The sequence below is a fragment of the Streptomyces tendae genome (genome assembly GCF_014650435.1).
GTDB lineage: Bacteria > Actinomycetota > Actinomycetes > Streptomycetales > Streptomycetaceae > Streptomyces > Streptomyces tendae.
In genome coordinates, this window is record NZ_BMUY01000001.1 from 460,702 (window position 1) to 478,915 (window position 18,214).

The 18,214-nt window shown below is 72.8% G+C and carries 19 protein-coding genes; 6 read left to right on the top strand and 13 right to left on the bottom strand.

Translation table 11 applies throughout. The features are described 5' to 3' along the window. Positions 1-49 precede the first annotated feature (49 nt). Positions 50-1,003, top strand: a complete 954-nt coding sequence (locus tag IE258_RS02165) for a LysR family transcriptional regulator (protein ID WP_189738148.1) — start codon at positions 50-52, stop codon at positions 1,001-1,003. On the opposite strand, the gene IE258_RS02170 is transcribed toward IE258_RS02165, so the two are convergent. The 7 genes from IE258_RS02170 to IE258_RS02200 all read right to left on the bottom strand — a co-directional run bounded on the left by IE258_RS02170 (position 957) and on the right by IE258_RS02200 (position 9,700). After that, a complete protein-coding gene (locus tag IE258_RS02170; RefSeq protein ID WP_189738150.1) occupies positions 957-1,940 on the bottom strand; it encodes a carbohydrate kinase family protein in 984 nt (327 codons plus the stop codon). The two genes, IE258_RS02165 and IE258_RS02170, sit on opposite strands and share 47 nt — an antisense overlap. An 11-nt stretch (positions 1,941-1,951) precedes the next feature. Beyond that, positions 1,952-3,145 carry a methionine adenosyltransferase gene (metK, locus tag IE258_RS02175; protein WP_189738154.1) on the bottom strand — a complete coding sequence of 398 codons (1,194 nt, stop codon included), beginning with the start codon at positions 3,143-3,145 and terminating at the stop codon, positions 1,952-1,954. Positions 3,146-3,300: 155 nt separating this feature from the next. Then, the gene (locus tag IE258_RS02180; RefSeq protein WP_189738155.1) at positions 3,301-4,014 is read right to left on the bottom strand and encodes a CPBP family intramembrane glutamic endopeptidase; all 714 of its coding nucleotides are present in this window, start codon (positions 4,012-4,014) and stop codon (positions 3,301-3,303) included. Next, complete coding sequence (locus IE258_RS02185) at positions 4,011-6,578, bottom strand: MMPL family transporter (RefSeq protein WP_189738157.1); 2,568 nt, start codon at positions 6,576-6,578, stop codon at positions 4,011-4,013. Before IE258_RS02185 ends, IE258_RS02180 begins: the two co-directional genes overlap by 4 nt. Then, entirely contained in the window at positions 6,575-7,504 is a 930-nt protein-coding gene (locus IE258_RS02190) for a class I SAM-dependent methyltransferase (RefSeq protein ID WP_189738159.1), read from the bottom strand. Before IE258_RS02190 ends, IE258_RS02185 begins: the two co-directional genes overlap by 4 nt. A 136-nt stretch (positions 7,505-7,640) precedes the next feature. Then, on the bottom strand, positions 7,641-8,492 hold the full coding sequence (locus IE258_RS02195) for a hypothetical protein (RefSeq protein ID WP_189738161.1): 852 nt from the start codon (positions 8,490-8,492) through the stop codon (positions 7,641-7,643). Further along, a complete protein-coding gene (locus tag IE258_RS02200) occupies positions 8,489-9,700 on the bottom strand; it encodes an aminotransferase class I/II-fold pyridoxal phosphate-dependent enzyme (RefSeq protein ID WP_189738163.1) in 1,212 nt (403 codons plus the stop codon). Before IE258_RS02200 ends, IE258_RS02195 begins: the two co-directional genes overlap by 4 nt. 476 nt (positions 9,701-10,176) lie before the next feature. Between IE258_RS02200 and IE258_RS02205 the strand changes: the two genes are divergently transcribed. Genes IE258_RS02205 through IE258_RS02215 form a run of 3 tightly spaced genes read left to right on the top strand, consistent with a single transcriptional unit; the run spans position 10,177 to position 11,542 of the window. After that, positions 10,177-10,719, top strand: a complete 543-nt coding sequence (locus IE258_RS02205) for a TetR/AcrR family transcriptional regulator (RefSeq protein WP_189738166.1) — start codon at positions 10,177-10,179, stop codon at positions 10,717-10,719. After that, positions 10,719-11,045 carry a DMT family transporter gene (locus IE258_RS02210; RefSeq protein WP_189738169.1) on the top strand — a complete coding sequence of 109 codons (327 nt, stop codon included), beginning with the start codon at positions 10,719-10,721 and terminating at the stop codon, positions 11,043-11,045. Before IE258_RS02205 ends, IE258_RS02210 begins: the two co-directional genes overlap by 1 nt. Further along, on the top strand, positions 11,045-11,542 hold the full coding sequence (locus tag IE258_RS02215) for a DUF5360 family protein (protein WP_189738173.1): 498 nt from the start codon (positions 11,045-11,047) through the stop codon (positions 11,540-11,542). The genes IE258_RS02210 and IE258_RS02215 overlap by 1 nt, the downstream gene beginning before the upstream one ends. A gap of 39 nt (positions 11,543-11,581) precedes the next feature. On the opposite strand, the gene IE258_RS02220 is transcribed toward IE258_RS02215, so the two are convergent. Continuing rightward, positions 11,582-12,343 carry an alpha/beta hydrolase family protein gene (locus IE258_RS02220; protein WP_189738176.1) on the bottom strand — a complete coding sequence of 254 codons (762 nt, stop codon included), beginning with the start codon at positions 12,341-12,343 and terminating at the stop codon, positions 11,582-11,584. 135 nt (positions 12,344-12,478) lie between these two features. On the opposite strand from IE258_RS02220, the gene IE258_RS02225 reads away from it, so the two are divergent. Next, a complete protein-coding gene (locus IE258_RS02225; protein WP_189738179.1) occupies positions 12,479-13,681 on the top strand; it encodes an adenosine deaminase in 1,203 nt (400 codons plus the stop codon). Between the two features lie 140 nt (positions 13,682-13,821). Then, entirely contained in the window at positions 13,822-14,190 is a 369-nt protein-coding gene (locus tag IE258_RS02230) for an ATP-binding protein (protein ID WP_189738182.1), read from the top strand. Positions 14,191-14,279: 89 nt separating this feature from the next. Here IE258_RS02230 and IE258_RS02235 read toward each other — a convergent pair whose 3' ends face one another. From IE258_RS02235 to afsQ1, 5 genes are all read right to left on the bottom strand, one after another. Continuing rightward, complete coding sequence (locus IE258_RS02235) at positions 14,280-14,483, bottom strand: PspC domain-containing protein (protein WP_030145644.1); 204 nt, start codon at positions 14,481-14,483, stop codon at positions 14,280-14,282. A 95-nt stretch (positions 14,484-14,578) separates the two neighbouring features. Beyond that, the gene (locus IE258_RS02240) at positions 14,579-15,130 is read right to left on the bottom strand and encodes a VanZ family protein (RefSeq protein ID WP_189738185.1); all 552 of its coding nucleotides are present in this window, start codon (positions 15,128-15,130) and stop codon (positions 14,579-14,581) included. 102 nt (positions 15,131-15,232) lie between these two features. Then, a complete protein-coding gene (locus IE258_RS02245; protein ID WP_189738189.1) occupies positions 15,233-15,844 on the bottom strand; it encodes a hypothetical protein in 612 nt (203 codons plus the stop codon). After that, a complete protein-coding gene (gene afsQ2 / locus IE258_RS02250; protein ID WP_189738191.1) occupies positions 15,844-17,460 on the bottom strand; it encodes a two-component system sensor histidine kinase AfsQ2 in 1,617 nt (538 codons plus the stop codon). Before afsQ2 ends, IE258_RS02245 begins: the two co-directional genes overlap by 1 nt. Next, entirely contained in the window at positions 17,457-18,134 is a 678-nt protein-coding gene (gene afsQ1, locus IE258_RS02255; RefSeq protein ID WP_003974066.1) for a two-component system response regulator AfsQ1, read from the bottom strand. The genes afsQ2 and afsQ1 overlap by 4 nt, the downstream gene beginning before the upstream one ends. Between the last annotated feature and the right edge of the window lie 80 nt (positions 18,135-18,214).

Consider the following 18,214-nt stretch of genomic DNA (forward strand, 5'->3'; position numbering starts at 1 on the left):
AAGCCCCTTACTCATCCGTCCAATGCATGGAATGGCCATAATCGTTCCCATGGTGCATCAGCAAAGCTCACGGCCCCGCCTGTCACCGTCCGGTGACACAGAAGACATCGTCGCGCTGCTCGCGCCCCGCCTCGCGCACTTCGCCGGCGTGGCCCGCACCGAGCACGTCACCCGGGCCGCCCAGGAGATGAACGTCCCCCAGTCGACCCTCTCCCGCGCCCTCGTCCGCCTGGAGGAGGACCTCGGCGTCGACCTGTTCGTGCGTCGCGGCCGCACCCTCGCGCTGACCGTCGCCGGGCGCACCTTCCTCGGCTCCGTGGAGCGCGCCCTCGCCGAGGTGGAGCGGGCGGCCGACGAGGTCCGCGCCGACGCCGACCCGGCCACCGGCAAGGTCGCCTTCGGCTTCCTGCACACCATGGGCGCCGAGACCGTCCCCGGCCTGCTGCACGCCTTCCGCGCCGACCACCCCCGGGTCCGCTTCAGCCTCGTGCAGAACTACGGCGAGGCCATGCTGGAGCGGCTGCGCGCGGGGGAGCTGGACCTGTGCCTCACCTCCCCGGTCCCCGACGCGCCCGACCTGGTCGCCCGCCGCCTCGACGAGCAGAAGCTGCGCCTGGTCGTCCCGGCCGACCACTCCCTGGCCGGGCGCCGGCGCATCCGGCTCGCCGAGGCCGCCGACGAGATCTTCGTGACCCTGGAGCCCGGCTACGGGCTGCGGCGCATCACCGACGCGCTGTGCAAGGAGGCCGGTTTCCGGCCCAGGGTGGCCTTCGAGGGGGAGGAGGCGGAGACGCTGCGCGGCCTGGTCGCGGCCGGACTCGGCGTCGCCCTGCTGCCGCCGCCCGCCGTGCCCCGCCCCGGCGTGGTCGAACTGACGGTCACGGCCCCGCGCGCCGCCCGCGAGATCGGCGTGGCCTGGCTGGCGGGGCGCACGGACACCCCGCCCGTCGCGGCGTTCAAGAGGTTCCTGCTGTCGCGGCGGGGGAGCCTCCTGCCGGCGTAGGAAGCGCGCCCCACCCGGCCGGCAGCGGCAGGGTCGCCGGGTCGAGCGTGTACTCCTGGGTGCCGGCGCAGCCCAGGGCCCGTGCCGCCACGGCGCAGCCGAGCCGGGCCGCCCGGTCCAGGGGCAGATCGTGGGCGAGCCCCGCGAGGAACCCGGCCCGGAAGGCGTCGCCACCGCCCGTGGGGTCGACCACCTCGGCGACCGGCACGGCCGGGACGCTCAGCCGCGGCGTGCCGCGGCGGGCGATGCCGACGCCGTCCCCGCCCCGCGTCGTCACCCACACGCCGACCCGCTCCAGCACCTCGGCCTCGGTCCAGCCGGTGCGCTCCCGCAGCAGGGCAGCCTCGTAGGCGTTGGTGAACAGGAACCGGGCGCCCGTCACCAGCTCGCGGGTCTCGGCGCGGCCGAGCCGGGCCAGTTGCTGGGACGGGTCCGCCGCGAACGGGATGGACCCCGAGCGACAGGCCCGGGTGTGCCGCACCATCGCGGCCGGGGCGTCGGCGCCCACCAGTACCAGGTCGAACGGGCCGTGGCGGCGTGCGACCTCCGCGAGGTCGATCGCCTCCGCCTCCGCCATCGCACCGGCGTAGAAGGTGGCGATCTGGTTCTGGTCCAGGTCCGTGGTGCACACGAAACGGGCGGTGTGCCGGGTGGCGCTGATCACGACCGCGGACGTGTCCACGCCCACCGCCCGCAGCCGCCGCGCCGGGCCGTCGAAGTCCGCGCCGACCGCGCCGACCAGGAGCGCGCCGATGCCCAGCCGGCCGAGCCCGTAGGCGATGTTGGCCGCGACCCCGCCGTCGCGCACGGTCAGGTCGTCGACGAGGAAGGACAGCGCGACGGTGTCGAGCCGGTCGGCGACGAGTTGCTCGGTGAACCGGCCCGGGAAGGTCATGAGGTGGTCGGTGGCGATGGAGCCTGTGACGGCGATGCGCATGCCGGGGCCCCTCACAGTCCGGCGGCCGAGCGCAGGGCGTCCACCCGGTCCGTGCGTTCCCAGGTGAACTCGGGCAGCTCACGGCCGAAGTGGCCGTAGGCGGCGGTGCGCGCGTAGCGGGGCCGCAGCAGGTCCAGGTCCCGGACGAGGGCGGCGGGACGCAGGTCGAAGACCTCCCGCACGGCCTGCTCGACCCGGGCGACCGGGACCGCGGCGGTGCCGAAGGTCTCCAGGAACAGGCCCACGGGGCGGGCCACCCCGATGGCGTAGGCGACCTGCGCCTCGCAGCGCCGGGCGAGCCCGGCCGCGACGACGTTCTTGGCGACCCAGCGCATCGCGTACGCGGCGGAGCGGTCCACCTTGGAGGGGTCCTTGCCGGAGAAGGCCCCGCCGCCGTGCCGGGCCATGCCCCCGTAGGTGTCGATGATGATCTTGCGGCCGGTCAGCCCCGCGTCCCCCATGGGCCCGCCGGTCTCGAACCGGCCGGTGGGGTTGACGAGCAGGCGGTAGTCGTCGGCGGCCAGGTCGAGCCCCGACTCGCGGGCGTCGGCCAGGACCTGGTCGACGACGTGCTTGCGGATGTCGGGCGTGAGCAGGCCGTCCACACTCACGCCGGGCGCGTGCTGGCCGGAGACCACCACGGTGTCCAGGCGTACGGCGCGGGCGCCGAGATACTCGACGGTGACCTGGGTTTTGCCGTCGGGGCGAAGGTAGGGCAGCGTGCCGTCGCGCCGCACCTCGGTGAGGCGTTCGGCGAGCCGGTGCGCCAACTGGATGGGCACCGGCATCAGTTGCGGCGTCTCGTCGGTCGCGTAGCCGAACATCAGGCCCTGGTCGCCCGCGCCCTGCCCGTCGAGGGGGTCGCCGTCCTTGCCCGAGGCGTCGACACCGAGGGCGATGTCCGGGGACTGGGAGCCGAGGGAGACGTTGACGCCGCAGGAGGCACCGTCGAAGCCCTTGGCCGACGAGTCGTACCCGATCTCCAGGATCTTCGCCCGGACGAGCGCCGGTATGTCGGCCCAGGCCGTGGTGGAGACCTCGCCCGCCACATGGACCTGACCGGTCGTGATCAGCGTCTCCACCGCCACCCGGGCGGACGGGTCGTCGCGGAGCAGGGCGTCGAGGACCGTGTCACTGATCTGGTCGGCGATCTTGTCGGGGTGGCCCTCGGTGACGGATTCGGACGTGAACAGGCGGCTGGGCATGACGGGTTCCTGTCTGTCGGGATCGGGAGGACGAGCAGGTCGGAGACGGCGAGCACGGCGGGCCGGACACGGCGAGCACGGTCGGACGCGGCGAGGACGGTCGGACGCGGCGAGCACGGTCGGACGCGGCGAGCCGGAGCCCGCCGCCCGCGGTTTCACAGCCAGAGGTGCACGGCGCCGAGCAGCAGCAGGTTGCACACGCCCTGCGCCACCGCGCAGGCCACCGCCGAGCCGGTGACCGCGCGGCACACGCCCAGGGCGAGGCCCATGAGGAACACGGACGGGAGTACGCCGCAGATCACCTGGACGTTGAAGGGCCGCAGCCCGTAGTCGCCGAGGTGGACCAGGGCCCACCCGGCGGCCGTGAGCACCACCGCGGCGCGGGTGCCCCAGGGCCGTTCCACCGACCGGAAGAGGACACCGCGGTAGCAGACCTCCTCCACGAGGGGCACCAGCACGCCCATGGCGAGGACCATGGCCACGACGTCCGCCCAGGGCGCGCCGGGCACCAGGCCCTCGAACAGCTTGGGCACCCACCGCGTCCAGTTGTCCTCGTCCGTGCCGAACGCGGCGCGGGTGGCGAGGAAGGTCTGGGCGTAGACCACGGCCACCACGGCGGTGCACCACAGAAGCGGCGCCCACCCGGTGAAGCCCCGTATCCCGGCGTCGGCCCACCGCGCGCGGGGCACGAGTCCCAGGGCGGCGGCGCTCAGGGCCACCGCCAGGACCATCACCGGCACGCTGAAGGCGCCGCCGATCCGCACCGCGGCGAGCAGCGCGAACAGGGCACCTGCCGAGGCCAGCGGGGCCGCGGCCACCCGCCCGCGCAGCCCCGGGCCCGGGCGGGCGGGCGCGGGCAGGCCGCTCATCGCGCGTCCGCCTTACGGTGCCCCCGGCCCCGGCGCAGGCTGGGCAGCCACCAGTTGTACCGGCCGAGCAGCAGCAGCGTGGCCGGCACGAACAGCATCCGGATCACCGTCGCGTCGAGCAGGACGGCGAGCCCGAGGCCCGCGCCGTACTCCTGGAGCATCAGCGTGGACGACAAGGCCATCGTGCCGAGGCTGCCGGCCATGACCAGGCCCGCCGCGTTGATGACCCGGCCGGTGTCCACGACCGCGTTCACGGTGGCCTCCTCCTGGGAGGCGCCCGCCCGGGCGAGGTCACGGACCCGGGTGACCAGGAAGATCTCGTAGTCCATGCCCAGGCCCATCATCAGGACCGTGAGGAAGATCGGCAGGTCGTCGATGACCGCCTCGCCGCGCCAGTGGTGGAAGACCAGGACGGTGAGCCCGATCGCCCAGACGTTGCTCAGCATGATGGTGGCGATCAGCCGGACCGGGACGAACAGCGACCGCAGTGTGATCACGAGCATCACGAAGACACCGATGCTGACCAGCGCCACCATCTGCCAGAAACTGGACCGCAGCGCGGCCCCGTACTGGAGGTCCACCTCCGTGGCCCCGCCGACCACCAGCTCCCCGACGCCCGCGTCGGCCTCCCGGACCGTGCCGCGCAGCCGGTCCAGGGTGTCGGCCGCGGCGGCCGAGTAGGGGTCGTCGGCCAGCACCACGACGAACCGCAGGGTGCCGTCGGGGGCCACGTGGTCGGTGAGGAAGGCATGCCCGGAGGCGGCCTGTTCACCGGTCCAGGGCGTGCCGAAGGGCTGCGTCGCCGAGTCCACCGAGGCCACGCCGTCGGTGGCGGCGAGCCGCTCGGTGAACCGCGCGACCGCGGCCCGCCCCTCGTCGGTCAGCGCGCCGTCCCGCACGACGCCGGGCGCGGCGGGACCGAGCACCGTGGTGGGCAGCGCGGCGCTGTCGCCCCACTCGCCGGCCAGCGTCTCGAAGCCCTTGCGGGCATCGGTGACCGGGCTCAGCGCGACCGGGTCGGAGGTGGAGCGGTTGCCCGCCACCAGCAGCGCGAGCGGAGCCGTCACCACGAGGAACACGGCGACGATCGCCACCTTCCGGCGGCGCGCGAAGTGCGCCGTGCGCAGCAGGTGGCGGCCCATCGCCCCCTCGTGCTCCAGATCGGTCAGCGCGCCGCGCCCCAGGGCGAAGAACCGGTCGCCGAGCAGCACCAGCAGACACGGGGTGAGGGTCAGCGCGGCGGCGAGCACGATGGGGATGCCGAGGAGCCCGCCGTAGCCCAGTGGCGGGATCCAGTCCACCGGGGACAGCAACGTCGCGCCGAACGCGAGGGCCACGGCGACCGCGGCCAGCAGCATGCTCTCGCCCGCGTGCACCGTGGCGTGCACGGCGGCCTCGCGCGGAGGACGCCCCGCGAGCCGCTCCTGCCGGTAGCGGGACGACAGCAGCATGCTGTAGTCGACGCCGGCGCCCAGCATCACGAACTGCATGATGGTCACGGTGAACTGGGTGAGCGTCACCTGCTGACCCAGTCCGTACAGCGCGGCCTGACTGACGCTCATGGACAGACCCACGACCGCCAGCGTGAGGATCGCAGGCACCAGGGCCCGGAAGAAGACCAGCAGGATCACGAAGATGATGACGTACGCCACCGACTCCATGAGGGCGTTGTCCGCCTCGGCCTTGGCGTACGTGTCGTGGATGAGCGCCAGTTCCCCGGTCACGTGCACCGTGACGCCGTCGCGGCCGTCGGCCAGGTCGCGCACCGTCGTCCGCAGTCCCTCCACGTCCGGGTCGCCGTGACCGTCGGCCGCGTAGGCGACCGACACCAGCGCCGTACCACCGTCCTCGGAGAGCAGCCGGGCCGCAGCGCCCCCGGGGACGTCCACGGGGAAGTCGCGCCAGTCGGTGGCGACGGTGAACTCGCCCGCCAGCCGTGTGAGTTCCTGGCGCGAAGCGGCCTCGACCGCCGTACGCGCGGTGGGTGCGAGGGCGGCCGGTACGCGCCCGGCGGCCACCTCGGCGTCCACGTAGGAGCGGCGCTCCGCGGCGGTGTCGCCCCGGTCGCGGGCCTGCTCCCGCACACCGCCCAGCAGCGCGGCGGTCGCGTCCCGGTACAGGGTGAACGCCGAGACGGTGCTCCCGACCTCGCCGCTGCGCAGGGGCTCGGCCAGGCGGGCGTCCAGACCGGCCAGCAGTCCGCGCAGTGCGGGACCGTAGGCATCGGTGGCCTCGGCCACCACGGTGACCTCGCGCTCCGAACGCTGCGGGAAGGCCCGCTTGGTCAGTTCGTCGGCGCGGGCACTGGTGGTGCCGGGCACCACCTTGGAGGCGCCCTGGTCGGTGAGGACCGAGTGCAGCTGCCCCGCGACCGGTGTGCACAATGCGATGAGGACGGCCCACACCGCGATCACCGTCTTCGGGCGCCGCGCGAGGCCCTCGGCGAGCCGGAACAGGGCGCGCTGCACCGGAGACCGCGCCGATTCCGGTCCGGTGGACGGGCCGGGCGGGGACGGCACGCGCACCGTGCCGGCCGCCCCCGTGGTGGTCGGAGTGTCCGTCATGCCGGCACGACCCCGTCCGGGCGGTCGGCGTGGCCGGTGCGGACGTCGGCGGGCTTGGCGCCGGTCACCACGACGAAGGTGTGCTCGATCTCCAGGGTGCCCTGCCGGTCCAGCAGTTCGGCCAGTCCGTTCTCGATACGGCTGAGCACGAGCTGTTCCCGGTCGCTGTCCACGGCGGTCTTGAAGCCGGCCGCGGCACCGGAACGCTGGACCCACTCCATGACGGCGGCCGGGGTGTGCGCCGGGATCGTCTGGGCGCCCTCCCGCTGGGTGCGTACAGTCAGCCCGGCCTTGGCGAACCAGCGTGCCACCGTCGCCGCGTCCTTCGGCAGCGCGACCCTGATCAGACCGGTGAGCAGGGACGGATCGTCGGCGAAGACCCGCTCGAGGGCACCGGTGAGCGCCTGGTGCGCGTCGGCCCGGGTCTCGATGACGACGACGTGTCCGCCCGGCCGGAGGATCCGGTTGATCTCGGCGAGCAGGCGCGGCGGCTTCGTATAGCAGATCGCCCACCCCACCACGACGACGTCGGCGCGGCCCGAGGGGATGTCCCGCACGAACCCGTCCATGTCCCCCTCGGAGAGTTCCACCCGCAGGTCGGGCGCGTCCTCGGCGAGCGGCAGCACCTTCCGCTTCGCGACGCCGAGCATGCCGGGTGACTTGTCGACGGCGAGCACGGTGCCGCGGCCGCGCAGCCGGCGCGTGATCTCGGCGGTCAGGTGTCCGGTTCCGCAGGCGAGTTCGACGACCGTGTCACCCGGGGAGATCGGTACGTCGTCGAGGGCGGCGACGGAGTGCCCGCCCATCACCGGGCTGAAGAACGTGTCGTAGTCACCGCTGGCGGCGTCGTAGTCGGCCGTGGGATCGGCGTGCGCCTTGGTGGCGGCCAGGCGCAGTGCGCGGACGGCGAGGCCTATTCGTGACATGCGGGCTCCTTCGGAGACAGGGCGTGGACAGCGGGGCGTGAGGGAGGCGGGGAGGTGGCGTGGGGAAGGGGACGAGGACGCAGGGACGGGAGGGACGGGAGGGGCGAGAGGGGCGGGCGAGGACACGGGAACGGGGTCACCCGGACACGAGCGCGCGGGTGAGCTGGAGCAGCCCGCAGCAGCAGGCCACCGCACTCGCGGCGGCGCGGGCCTCCGGCAGCCGGACGGCCGCGACCACCCAGCCGAGGACGACGGCCAGACCCAGCACCGACACCGCGACGCGCACCGACACCCCGGCCCCGGAGGCCGAACTCGAACCCGGCCCCGAACCGGAGGCCGAGCGCGATCCCGGCCCGCGATCCGAACCGGAGCCGAAGCCCGAGCCGGAGTCGGGAACGAAGTCCGAGCCGGGACGGAAATCCGAGTCGGGAGCGAAGTCCGAGCCGGAGCCGAAACCGGGACCGGAGCCGGGACCGGAGCCGAAGCCCGAGCCGGAGTCGGGAGCGAAGTCCGAGCCGGGACGGAAATCCGAGTCGGGAGCGAAGTCCGAGCCGGAGCCGAAACCGGAGCCGGAGCCGAAGCCGGGACCGGAGCCGAAGCCCGAGCCGGGACGGAAGCCGGAGCCGCGGGCCGGGCCGGGGGCACCCCCGGCCGCCCGGGGTACCAGTACCGCGGCCACGACGCCCGCCGCCACCGCACAGCACGCCCCGCCCAGCAGGAGCCCCCACCGTCCCCCGGGACACGCGACCGCCAGGCCCAGGGTCAGCAGTGCGGCCGGCACTGCGGCCGGCAGCGATCGGTGCGGCATGCCGCCCAGGGTGTGTGCCACGCCGACGGTGAGGAGGAAGACGAGCACGAGCACTGCCGACGTCACCGCACCGTCGTGCCGGACCACCTGGGCCGCCGCACTGACCCCGAGCGCGAGCCCGGCCGCGGCCAGCGCCGACGTCGGCCCGGCGCGGACGGCGCCGGTGTGCACGCCGATCACGCCACGCTGGTCGACGCGGTCGGCCGCAGCGCCCGCTGGTGCGGTGCGACCTCGGTGGCGAAGGCGTCGACGACCCGGTCGAGCTGCGCGACGGTGTGGGCCGCGGTGTAACTGGTGCGCAGCCGAGACGATGCGGCGGGCGGCAGTACGGGATTGACGTACACACCACGCTGTACCAGGCGCTGCCAGATCCGCACGGTGTCGGTCGCGCCGGCGGTCGGTAAGGGGATGATCGGGGTGCTGCTCTCACCGGCCAGCACCCCGGCGCCGGTCAGGCCGCGCCGCACGTGGTCGGCGTTGGCGAGCGCGGCCGCCGGCAGGTCCGGTTCGGCACGCAGGATCCGCAGCGCGGCCAGCGCGGCCGCGGTGTTGGACGGGGTCATGGAGGCGCTGAACATCAGGCTGCGCGCGTTGTGCTTGAGGTAGTGGATGGCCTCGTGACTGCCGAGCACGGCGCCGCCCAGCGACGCGAGCGACTTGCTGAACGTCACGGTGATCAGGTCGACCCGGTCGGTCAGTCCGAAGTGCGCGGCGGTGCCCCGGCCGTCCGCCAGCACCCCGAGGCCGTGCGCGTCGTCCACGAGCAGACGCGCTCCGTACTCGGTGCAGACGCGGGTGACGGCGGGGAGGTCGCAGATGTCGCCCTCCATCGAGTAGACGCCGTCCACCACGACGAGACGCCCGGCGTCGTCGGGCAGGCGCTCCAGGACGCGGCGCAGCGCGGCGGCGTCGTTGTGCGGGAACTTGCGCATCCGGGCACCGCTCAGCCGGCAGCCGTCGACCAGGGAGGCGTGGGCGTCGTGGTCGATGACCACGTAGTCGCGCGGGGCGAGCAGGGCGGCGAGGACGCCGAGGTTGGTCTGGTAGCCGGTCGACATGACCAGCGCCGCGGGCTTGCCGAGGAACGCGGCCAGCTCCGCCTCCAGCTCCTCGTGCAGCTCGGTGTTCCCGTTGAGGAACCGCGATCCGGTGCTGGAGCTGCCGTACCGCTCGGCGGCGGCGCGGGCGGCGGCCAGCACCCGGGGGTCGCCGGTCAGCCCCAGGTAGTTGTTGGAGCCGCACATGACCAGGTCACGGCTGCCCGCGCGTACCGTGCTGCCTTCGCCGCTTTCGAGAGCCTGGAAATAGGGGTAGAGCCCGGCCGCGATCAGGTCGTTGGCCGCTGTGAAAGCGGCGAACCTGGAGTATATGTCGGGAGGGGATTTCACGGTTCCGGTTTTTGTGCCGAGTTCAGCTGTCACGAACTTTCCCTTTGTTGAATTCAAGTCACTAAAGGGCGTGCAGGAATGCCGAAGGGCGCGTGTGAGCGCATGCGGCCAGGGCAGGATGCCGTCTCGCCCGGGAGCGGGTCACCGTTGACCGAGGGCGACAGAAGGTATGGCAGAGAAGGGCGGGCGGTGCCGTGGACAACGGGGCCCGCAGGGTTCGCTAAGCGCTCGATTCGATCATGTAATCCCCCGAATGATCGTATGCGCCGGCCGGTCTGGGCAGGCGACGGCGAACATAACCGGTCGCCGTCAAGCGTGTCAATGAAATCCTTTTTGGCTTGGAGGAGATTGCACGGAATTCACGCTTCCGACCTTCTCGACGCCGCAGGTCAGGGCTGGGTTGACTGTGGTACGGTTCATTCGACCGTCCAGACGGTCGGGAATGCTGGTAAGCCCTTTCGGAAACGGATGAGTACGTGCGCGACCGAATCCTTGACGCCGTGGAACGCCTGCTGGTCAGGGGCGGGGTGGACGCGGTCCGGCTGGACGCCGCGGCCGCGGAGGCCCGGGTCAGCAAGGGTGGCCTGCTCCACCACTTCCCCTCGAAACGCGCGCTCGTCGAGGGCGTGGTCACCCGGCTGGTCGACCGTTTCGAGGCCGTGCTCCCGGGTCCCGATGCGCCGCCCGGGGCCTTCGCGAAGGCATGGCTCGACGCCTCCATCCCACCGGAGGTCTCCGAGGACGGCGAACCGGCCGCCTCCGCCGTACCGGTGGCCCTGCTCGCCGCGGCGGGCGGACCCGAGGTCCTCGACATCCTCCGCGAGCGCTACGACGCCTGGCAGCGCCGGCTCGACGAGGACGGGCTGGCACCCGGCGTGGCGACGCTGGTCCGCATGGCCGTGGACGGCTGGTGGACCGCACGGCTGCTCGGCCTGGCACCGCCCCGCGGCGAACAGCACCGCCGGCTGCGGGCGCTGGTGGACGAACTGACGACACGACAGGATCAGGGGGACGGTTGATGGGATTCCTGCTGGTGGCCGGGGCGATCGTCTCCGAGGTGGCCGCGACCCTCGCGTTGCGCGCCTCGCACGGACTGACCCGCCTCGCCCCGAGCCTCCTCGTGGTCGCCGGCTACGCGACGGCCTTCGTCCTGCTGGCCCAGGCGCTCAAGTCGCTGAGCGTGGGACCGGTGTACGCCGTGTGGTCCGGCGTGGGAACCGTCGGGGCCTTCGTCGGCGGCGTCCTCCTGTTCGGCGAGCAGCTGCGCACGGCGACGCTGGTCGGCATGGCGATGATCGTCGGCGGAGTGGCCGTGATGTACCTGGGCGGAGGCGTCGAGCACTGATGAGCGCCGGGACCGACACCGAGTCCGCCACCCGCGCCCCCTGCCTGTCCGGCATCAAGGCGGCGATGCTGGTGACCGATCTGGGCTTCCTGCTGTACTGGTCGGTGGCCCTGCTGGCGCTCATCCCGGCCGAACACGCCTACAAGGACTACGACGACCCGGTCATGAGCGACTGGAACTACTCCTTCCTGCCCCTCGACATCGCCGCCAGTGTCACCGGCCTGCTCTCCCTGGCGCTCTCCCGGGGCGCGCTCGGCGCACGCGCACGCCGCCACCGCCCGCTCTGGCTGCCCCTGATGCTGGTCTCGCTCACCCTCACCAGCACGGCCGGACTGCAGGCCGTCGTCTTCTGGGCACTGCGCGGCGACTGGTCCCCGACGTGGTGGATCCCCAACCTGGCCCTGCTGCTCTTCCCGGTCTACGCCGTCACGGTCCTGCTGCGCCACGGGTGGACCGCGCCGTACCGGCCGGCCGAACGGCCCCCGGGGGGCCGCTGACGCGTCGGACCGGCCTTAGGGGATGGCGTTTGGATCTTGCTACCGCCGCAACGACTTCCCGAACCCCGCCGCCAGCGGCATCCGCAGCCCCAGCGGCGGGGGAGCGGCCAGGGCGTCCTCCACCGGACGCGAGAAGGACTGCCCGAACAGCACACCCATCACGAAGTCCTCGGCCAGCGCGGCGACCTCGTCCCGGTACTGGCGCAGCCCGTGGCCGTCGGAGTGCACCTCGAACCGGCACACGCCGCGATTCGCCTTCTTCGCCCGGGAGGCGAGCCGGAAGGACAACTCCGGGTCGCTGCGCCCGTCGTTGGTGCCGTGCACGATCAGCACCTGCCGCCCGGCGAGCTGCTTCACCGGTTCGGGTGGCGCGGCCACGTCGTCCTCCGGCAGCCAAGGGGCGATCGCCAGCGCCGAGTTGACGGCCTCGTGCCCGGCCGCCCGCAACGCCGCGCGTCCGCCCATGCCGACGCCGGCCAGACAGACAGGTACGTCCCCGTAGCGCCGTACGGCCTCGTCGGCGGCCCACTCGGCGTCCCGGGCGAGGTGCGCCTCGGCGCCGTTCCAGCCGCGGTAGCGGTAGTGCACGACGTGCGTCGCCAGCCCCTCCTCCCGGCCCGCGCGTGCCAGCCTGCGCCCCAACGCGCGCACGGACGCGGCCGCGAGCAGCGCGGAGGGCCTGCGCTCGGAGACCTCGTCGCCCTCGGGGAGCAGCAGCACCACACCGCTCACCGCCGTCCCCTCCGGACCGAGCGTCCGCCCCAGCCGGGCCCGACGGACCGGCGTCGCTTGCTGTGCCATGGCAGAAGATTCTCAGAAGTCCGGGTGTACGGAACCCGTCCGCGCAGTCACCGTTACATATCGGGGAGTCCGTACACCGCACCGGGTCCTGGCATTCGCCCGGCGTTCTACGCGCGTAGGAGTTAGAGTGCGGAAATGACGAGCCGAAGCACCGAGAAGAGCGCCGCGGCGAGCAGCGCGACGCATACCGCGACCGTCTCGAAGACACCGTCGCCGGACCGGATCCGCCGGGCACCGAAGGTCCTGCTGCACGATCACCTCGACGGCGGTCTGCGGCCGGGCACGGTCGTGGAACTCGCCCGCGAGACGGGCTACGGGGACCTTCCCGAAACCGACGCCGACCTGCTCGGCACCTGGTTCCGGCAGGCCGCCGACTCAGGGTCCCTGGAGCGGTACCTGGAGACCTTCTCCCACACCGTCGGCGTCATGCAGACCCGCGACGCCCTGGTCCGGGTCGCCGCCGAGTGCGCCGAGGACCTCGCCGAGGACGGCGTCGTCTACGCCGAGGTGCGGTACGCGCCCGAGCAGCACCTGGAGAAGGGGCTGACCCTCGAAGAGGTCGTCGAGGCCGTCAACGAGGGCTTCCGGGAGGGCGAGCGGCGCGCCCGGGAGAACGGTCACCGCATCCGGGTCGGCGCCCTGCTCACCGCCATGCGGCACGCCGCCCGCTCCCTGGAGATCGCCGAACTCGCCAACCGGTACCGCGATCTCGGCGTGGTCGGATTCGACATCGCGGGCGCCGAGGCCGGCTACCCGCCCACCCGGCACCTGGACGCCTTCGAGTACCTGAAGCGGGAAAACAATCATTTCACCATCCACGCCGGCGAGGCCTTCGGGCTGCCGTCCATCTGGCAGGCCCTGCAGTGGTGCGGCGCCGACCGGCTCGGGCACGGGGTGCGCATCATCGACGACATCCAGGTCCACGAGGACGGCTCGGTCAAGCTCGGGCGGCTCGCCTCCTACGTCCGGGACAAGCGGATCCCGTTGGAGCTGTGCCCCAGCTCCAACCTCCAGACCGGCGCCGCCGACTCCTACGCCGATCACCCCATCGGGCTGCTGCGCCGACTGCACTTCCGGGCCACCGTCAACACCGACAACCGGCTGATGTCCCACACCAGCATGAGCCGGGAATTCGAGCACCTTGTCGAGGCGTTCGGTTACACGCTCGACGACATGCAGTGGTTCTCCGTCAATGCGATGAAATCAGCGTTCATTCCTTTCGATGAACGACTGGCCATGATCAATGACGTCATCAAGCCGGGATATGCGGAGCTGAAGTCCGAATGGCTGTTCCAGCAGACGGCCTCTACCAGCGGTTCTTCGGAGTCCGAGGGCTGAGTGCGGGGTGACGGTAATACGAGAACGCGGATGGGATTTCACAATCCGTCCGCATTTCGATGTTTGCCGTCGGGGGCCGGGCGTGTTTACGGTCGAGGACCGCTCACATCCCCGTCACCCCATTACGAGGACGCATTCCCATGAAGCAGTCTGCTGCCAAGACCCTCGGTGTCGCCGCCCTCGGTGCCGCCTTCGCCGCCGCCGGCGCGGGCGCGGCCACCGCGGCCCCCGAACTCCCCGACGCCGCGCAGACGGTGGACTCCGTCGCCCGCACCCTCCCCGCGGAGACCGTCTCCCAGGTGGCGCCCGGCGCGGGCAACGCGCTGGAGCAGGGCCGCAGGATCTCCCACACCGGTCTGACCGTCGCGCAGCCGGTCGTCGAGCAGTTGGTCGCCGAGCAGCTCGCCGAGGGCCCGACCGAGCCGGTCGCCAAGCTGCTCGGCGGGGTGCCGCTGCAGGGACTGCCCACCCAGGGCCTGCCGGTCAACGGCCTCCCGCTGGGCGGCTGAGCACCACCGCCTCCCCCCAGTACGCGCCGAAGGGGCGCACCCGGTCGTCGGGTGCGCCCCATCGGTGTACCAGAGGGGTGGTACGTCCGTCACCAGGCCGTGCGGGCGGCCTTCTCCTCGGACGGGAGCAGGATCCACAGGGCCAGGTAGAGCAGGAACTGCGGGCCGGGCAGCAGGCAGGAGACCAGGAAGATCACCCGCATCGTGCCGTTGGAGGTGCCGAAGCGCCGGGCCAGCGCGGCGCACACTCCGCCGATCATGCGGCCGTGGGTGGGGCGGGCGAGGCGGGACATCGCGGCTCCTTCGTGAGCGTGTGGGTGGGGCCGCCCTTCGGCTTCCCCTTCATCTGCCCTCCACGCTACGGAGACGAACGGCGCAAAGCGTCGCTCTACGGGGCGATACCGACCCTGGGAATCGTCGGGGTCCGACCCTGAGCGGGCTCCTCCTGGGGGATGTCCTCGCATCCGGCCCGCCGGTACCAGCGACGGAGCCGGGACCGGCCCGCCGGGACCACGGCGAGGTGTGCCAGGGCCACGCCCACCGTGTTCAGCAGCACCGAGTCGATGTCGACGACCTGACCGGGCACCCCGGTCTGCAGCAGCTCGATGCCCACCGACAGCAGCGCGGCGGCGGCCGTGGTGCGCAGCAGGGACGCCAGCGGCGAGACGTGCAGCCGCCCGCCGGCCATCGGCAGCAGGACGCCGAGCGGTGCCAGCAGGACCAGCGACCCGCCCAGCGAACGGGCCGCCTCGCGCCCGCCCAGCGCCAGGTCGGCGCGGATCCCGGCGAAGGGCTGCAGGTTCGGCGGCAGCACCCAGGGGACGTCCAGCGGCCGCAGCGCGTACCAGGCGACGAACGCGAGATGTGCGACCAGGAGAACACTTCCTGTCACACGGATGCGGAGCGCGGCGCTGCCGCCGAGGAACCCATGACGCTGCACGTCCCCCTAGACGCACCCCCCGTCCTGCGCGGTTCCGGGCTCTTGCCCGCAAGGGTGAGGCTTGCGCCACATGGCCCATGCAGGGGGCCCGGCAGCGGCCCGTCAGCCGCCGGTGACCTCGTCGGCCGGCGGTTCGTTGCTGCCGGGCCGGGCCCGGACCTCGTCCGTGCAGGAGTAGCGGCGGGCGGACCGGTCGGTGGGCCCGGCCAGGATCACGGAGCCGTCGCCCTCGGCGGCGGCGGAGTCGGAGAAGGTGCACACGACCTGCGCGAGGGCGTACGAGGTGAGGTCGTCGGGATCGGTGCTCAGCCGCAGCGTGTCCTCGGGGTCGCCGGAGCGCGGTCCCGTCACCGTGAGCCCGCGGCGCACGTCCGACGTGTACCCGGCCTCCTTCTCCGCGGCCGACGGCTGCGCCGCCAGCTCGTCCAGCAGCCCCTGGGCCACCAGCACGCGCCGCCCCGAGTCCGAGGCGCCGTCCGGCACCCGCACCGTGCGGTCCACGGCCACCAGCGACGAACCGCACAACAGGAACACCTGCGCGGGCAGACCCGGCGCCGCCTGCGTCGACACGTCCGGCTCGGCGAGCGAGCAGCGCACCCGCGAGGGCGCCGGACCGTAGTCCGTGGGCACCTCGGTGGCGCGGATGCCGCACCCGGTCAGCAGCACGGCCAGTACCAGGAGCCCGCAGAGGGCCGGCAGCCGGCGTACGGTCATCAGACCTGTCCCTTCGCGTCCTTGCCCCTGCTCCCGCCGCCCGCGGCTCCCGCCGTGTCCTCGGCGTCCTCGTCGGCGGGCGGGGACGGGTCCTGCGGCAGCCGCAGCGTGAACACCGCACCGCCCTCGGGGGCGTTCTCGGCGGTGATCTCGCCGCCGTGGATGTGCGCGTTCTCCATGGCGATGGACAGGCCGAGCCCGCTGCCCTCGGAGCGCGGCCGGGAGGCGCTCGCCTTGTAGAAGCGGTCGAAGACGTGCGGCAGGACGTCCTCGGGGATGCCGGGCCCGTTGTCCCGCACCCGGATGACGACCTCGTCGTCCGCCCGCGCCACGGACACCCTCACCGGCGACCCGCCGTGCTTGAGCGCGTTGCCGATCAGGTTGGCCAGGATGACGTCCAGGCGGCGCGGGTCGAGCCGGGCGTGGATGCCGCGCTCGGCGTCCAGCTCGACGGCGTCCAGCCAGGCCCGGGCGTCGATGCAGGCGGTGATCTGGTCGGCGACGTCCACGTCGTCCAGGACCAGCCGGGCGGTGCCCGCGTCGAAGCGGGTGACCTCCATCAGGTTCTCCACCAGGTCGTTCAGCCGCCGTGTCTCGCTCACGACCAGCCGTACGGCGGGCTCGACCATCGGGTCGAAGCTGCCGCCCTCGCCGTCGCCCTCGCCCGCGTACTCCAGCTCCTCCTCCAGCACCTCCGTCACGGCGGTGAGCGCCGTCAGCGGCGTACGCAGCTCGTGGCTCATGTCCGCGACGAAGCGCCGGGACGCCTGCTCCCGGCCGGCCATGTCCGCGACCCGCTTCTCCAGGTTCTCGGCGGCGCTGTTGAACGTCCGGGACAGATCGGCCAGTTCGTCGGTGCCGGACACGCGCAGCCGGGTGTCCAGCTTCCCCTCGCCCAGGCGTCGCGCCGCGACGCCGAGCCGGTGCACGGGCTTGAGCACGGTCGTCGCCAGGGCCTGCGCGAGCAGTGCGGAGCCGAGCAGGGCGAGCGCGGTGGCGATCCCCAGCGACCAGGCGAGCGAGTTCAGGTCCTTGGCCTCCGGTTCCAGCGACTTGAGCATGTAGCCGGTCGGCCCGCCGCCGATCACCCGGGTGCCGGCCACCAGGTACGGGGTGTCGTCGTCGGTGATCCGCTGCCAGTACAGGTGGTACGGGTGCTTGTTGGCCGAGGTGACCTTCTGCTCCTTGTTCACCGCCGTGCGCAGCGACTCGGGCACGTCGGACAGCGCGAAGCCGCCCAGACCGCCCGAACTGCCGTACACGGCGGTGCCGTCGGTGCCCTCGGCGACCAGCAGCACCGAGAACCGCTGGCTGCTGTTGGCCATCTGCCCCGCGGTGTGCTGCACCTCGTCCTGCGTGGGGTGCTCGGGCAGCGCGCCCGCCCGGTTCTGCATCTCCTGCTCGAAGTCGCGCAGTACGGCGTCCTGGGTGCGGGTCAGCACCGCCTCCCGGTTCAGCCAGTACGCGATGCCGGACGCGGACACGGCGGCGGTGAGCGCGACGAGACCGAAGACGAGGACCAGCCTCAGGCGCAGGCTGGTGAAGCGCAGCCCGGACCAGAATCCCTTGCGAGCCGCGGCCAGGCCGCGGGTACCCCCCTGGTGTTCCCGTGTCACTGAGGCGGATCCAGCCGGTAGCCGACACCGCGCACGGTACGGATCAGGGTCGGGGACGACGGCACGTCCTCGACCTTGGCGCGCAGCCGCTGCACGCACGCGTCCACCAGCCGGGAGTCACCGAGGTAGTCGTGCTCCCACACCAGCCGCAGCAACTGCTGCCGGGACAGCGCCTGTCCGGGCCGCCGGCTCAGTTCGAGGAGGAGCCGCAGCTCGGTCGGCGTGAGCTGGAGGTCCTCGCCGTTCTTCGTCACGGTCATCGCGGAACGGTCGATGACCAGGCTGCCGAAGCTCGCCGAGTCGGTGGACTCCCGCTCCCCGCGCCGCAGCACGGCCCGGATCCGGGCGTCGAGCACCCGGCCCTGGACGGGTTTGACGACGTAGTCGTCGGCGCCCGACTCGAGACCGACGACCACGTCGATGTCGTCGTTGCGCGCGGTCAGCAGGATGATCGGCAGCTGGTCGGTGCGCCGGATGCGGCGGCACACCTCGAAACCGTCGATGCCGGGCAGCATCACGTCCAGCACGATCAGGTCGGGCCGCTGCTCGCGCAACAGCTTCAGACCGTCCTCACCACTGGCAGCGGTGGCCACCCGGTGGCCCTGGCGGGTCAGGGAGAGCTCCAGGGCCGTGCGGATGGCGTCGTCGTCCTCGATCAGCAACAGGGAAGGCACGCGCTCATTCTGGCCCATGAGGGGGTGGGTGTTCGACCTGCGGGTGCGGTTGGGGTCCCAGGACGCCGCCGGACCCTGTG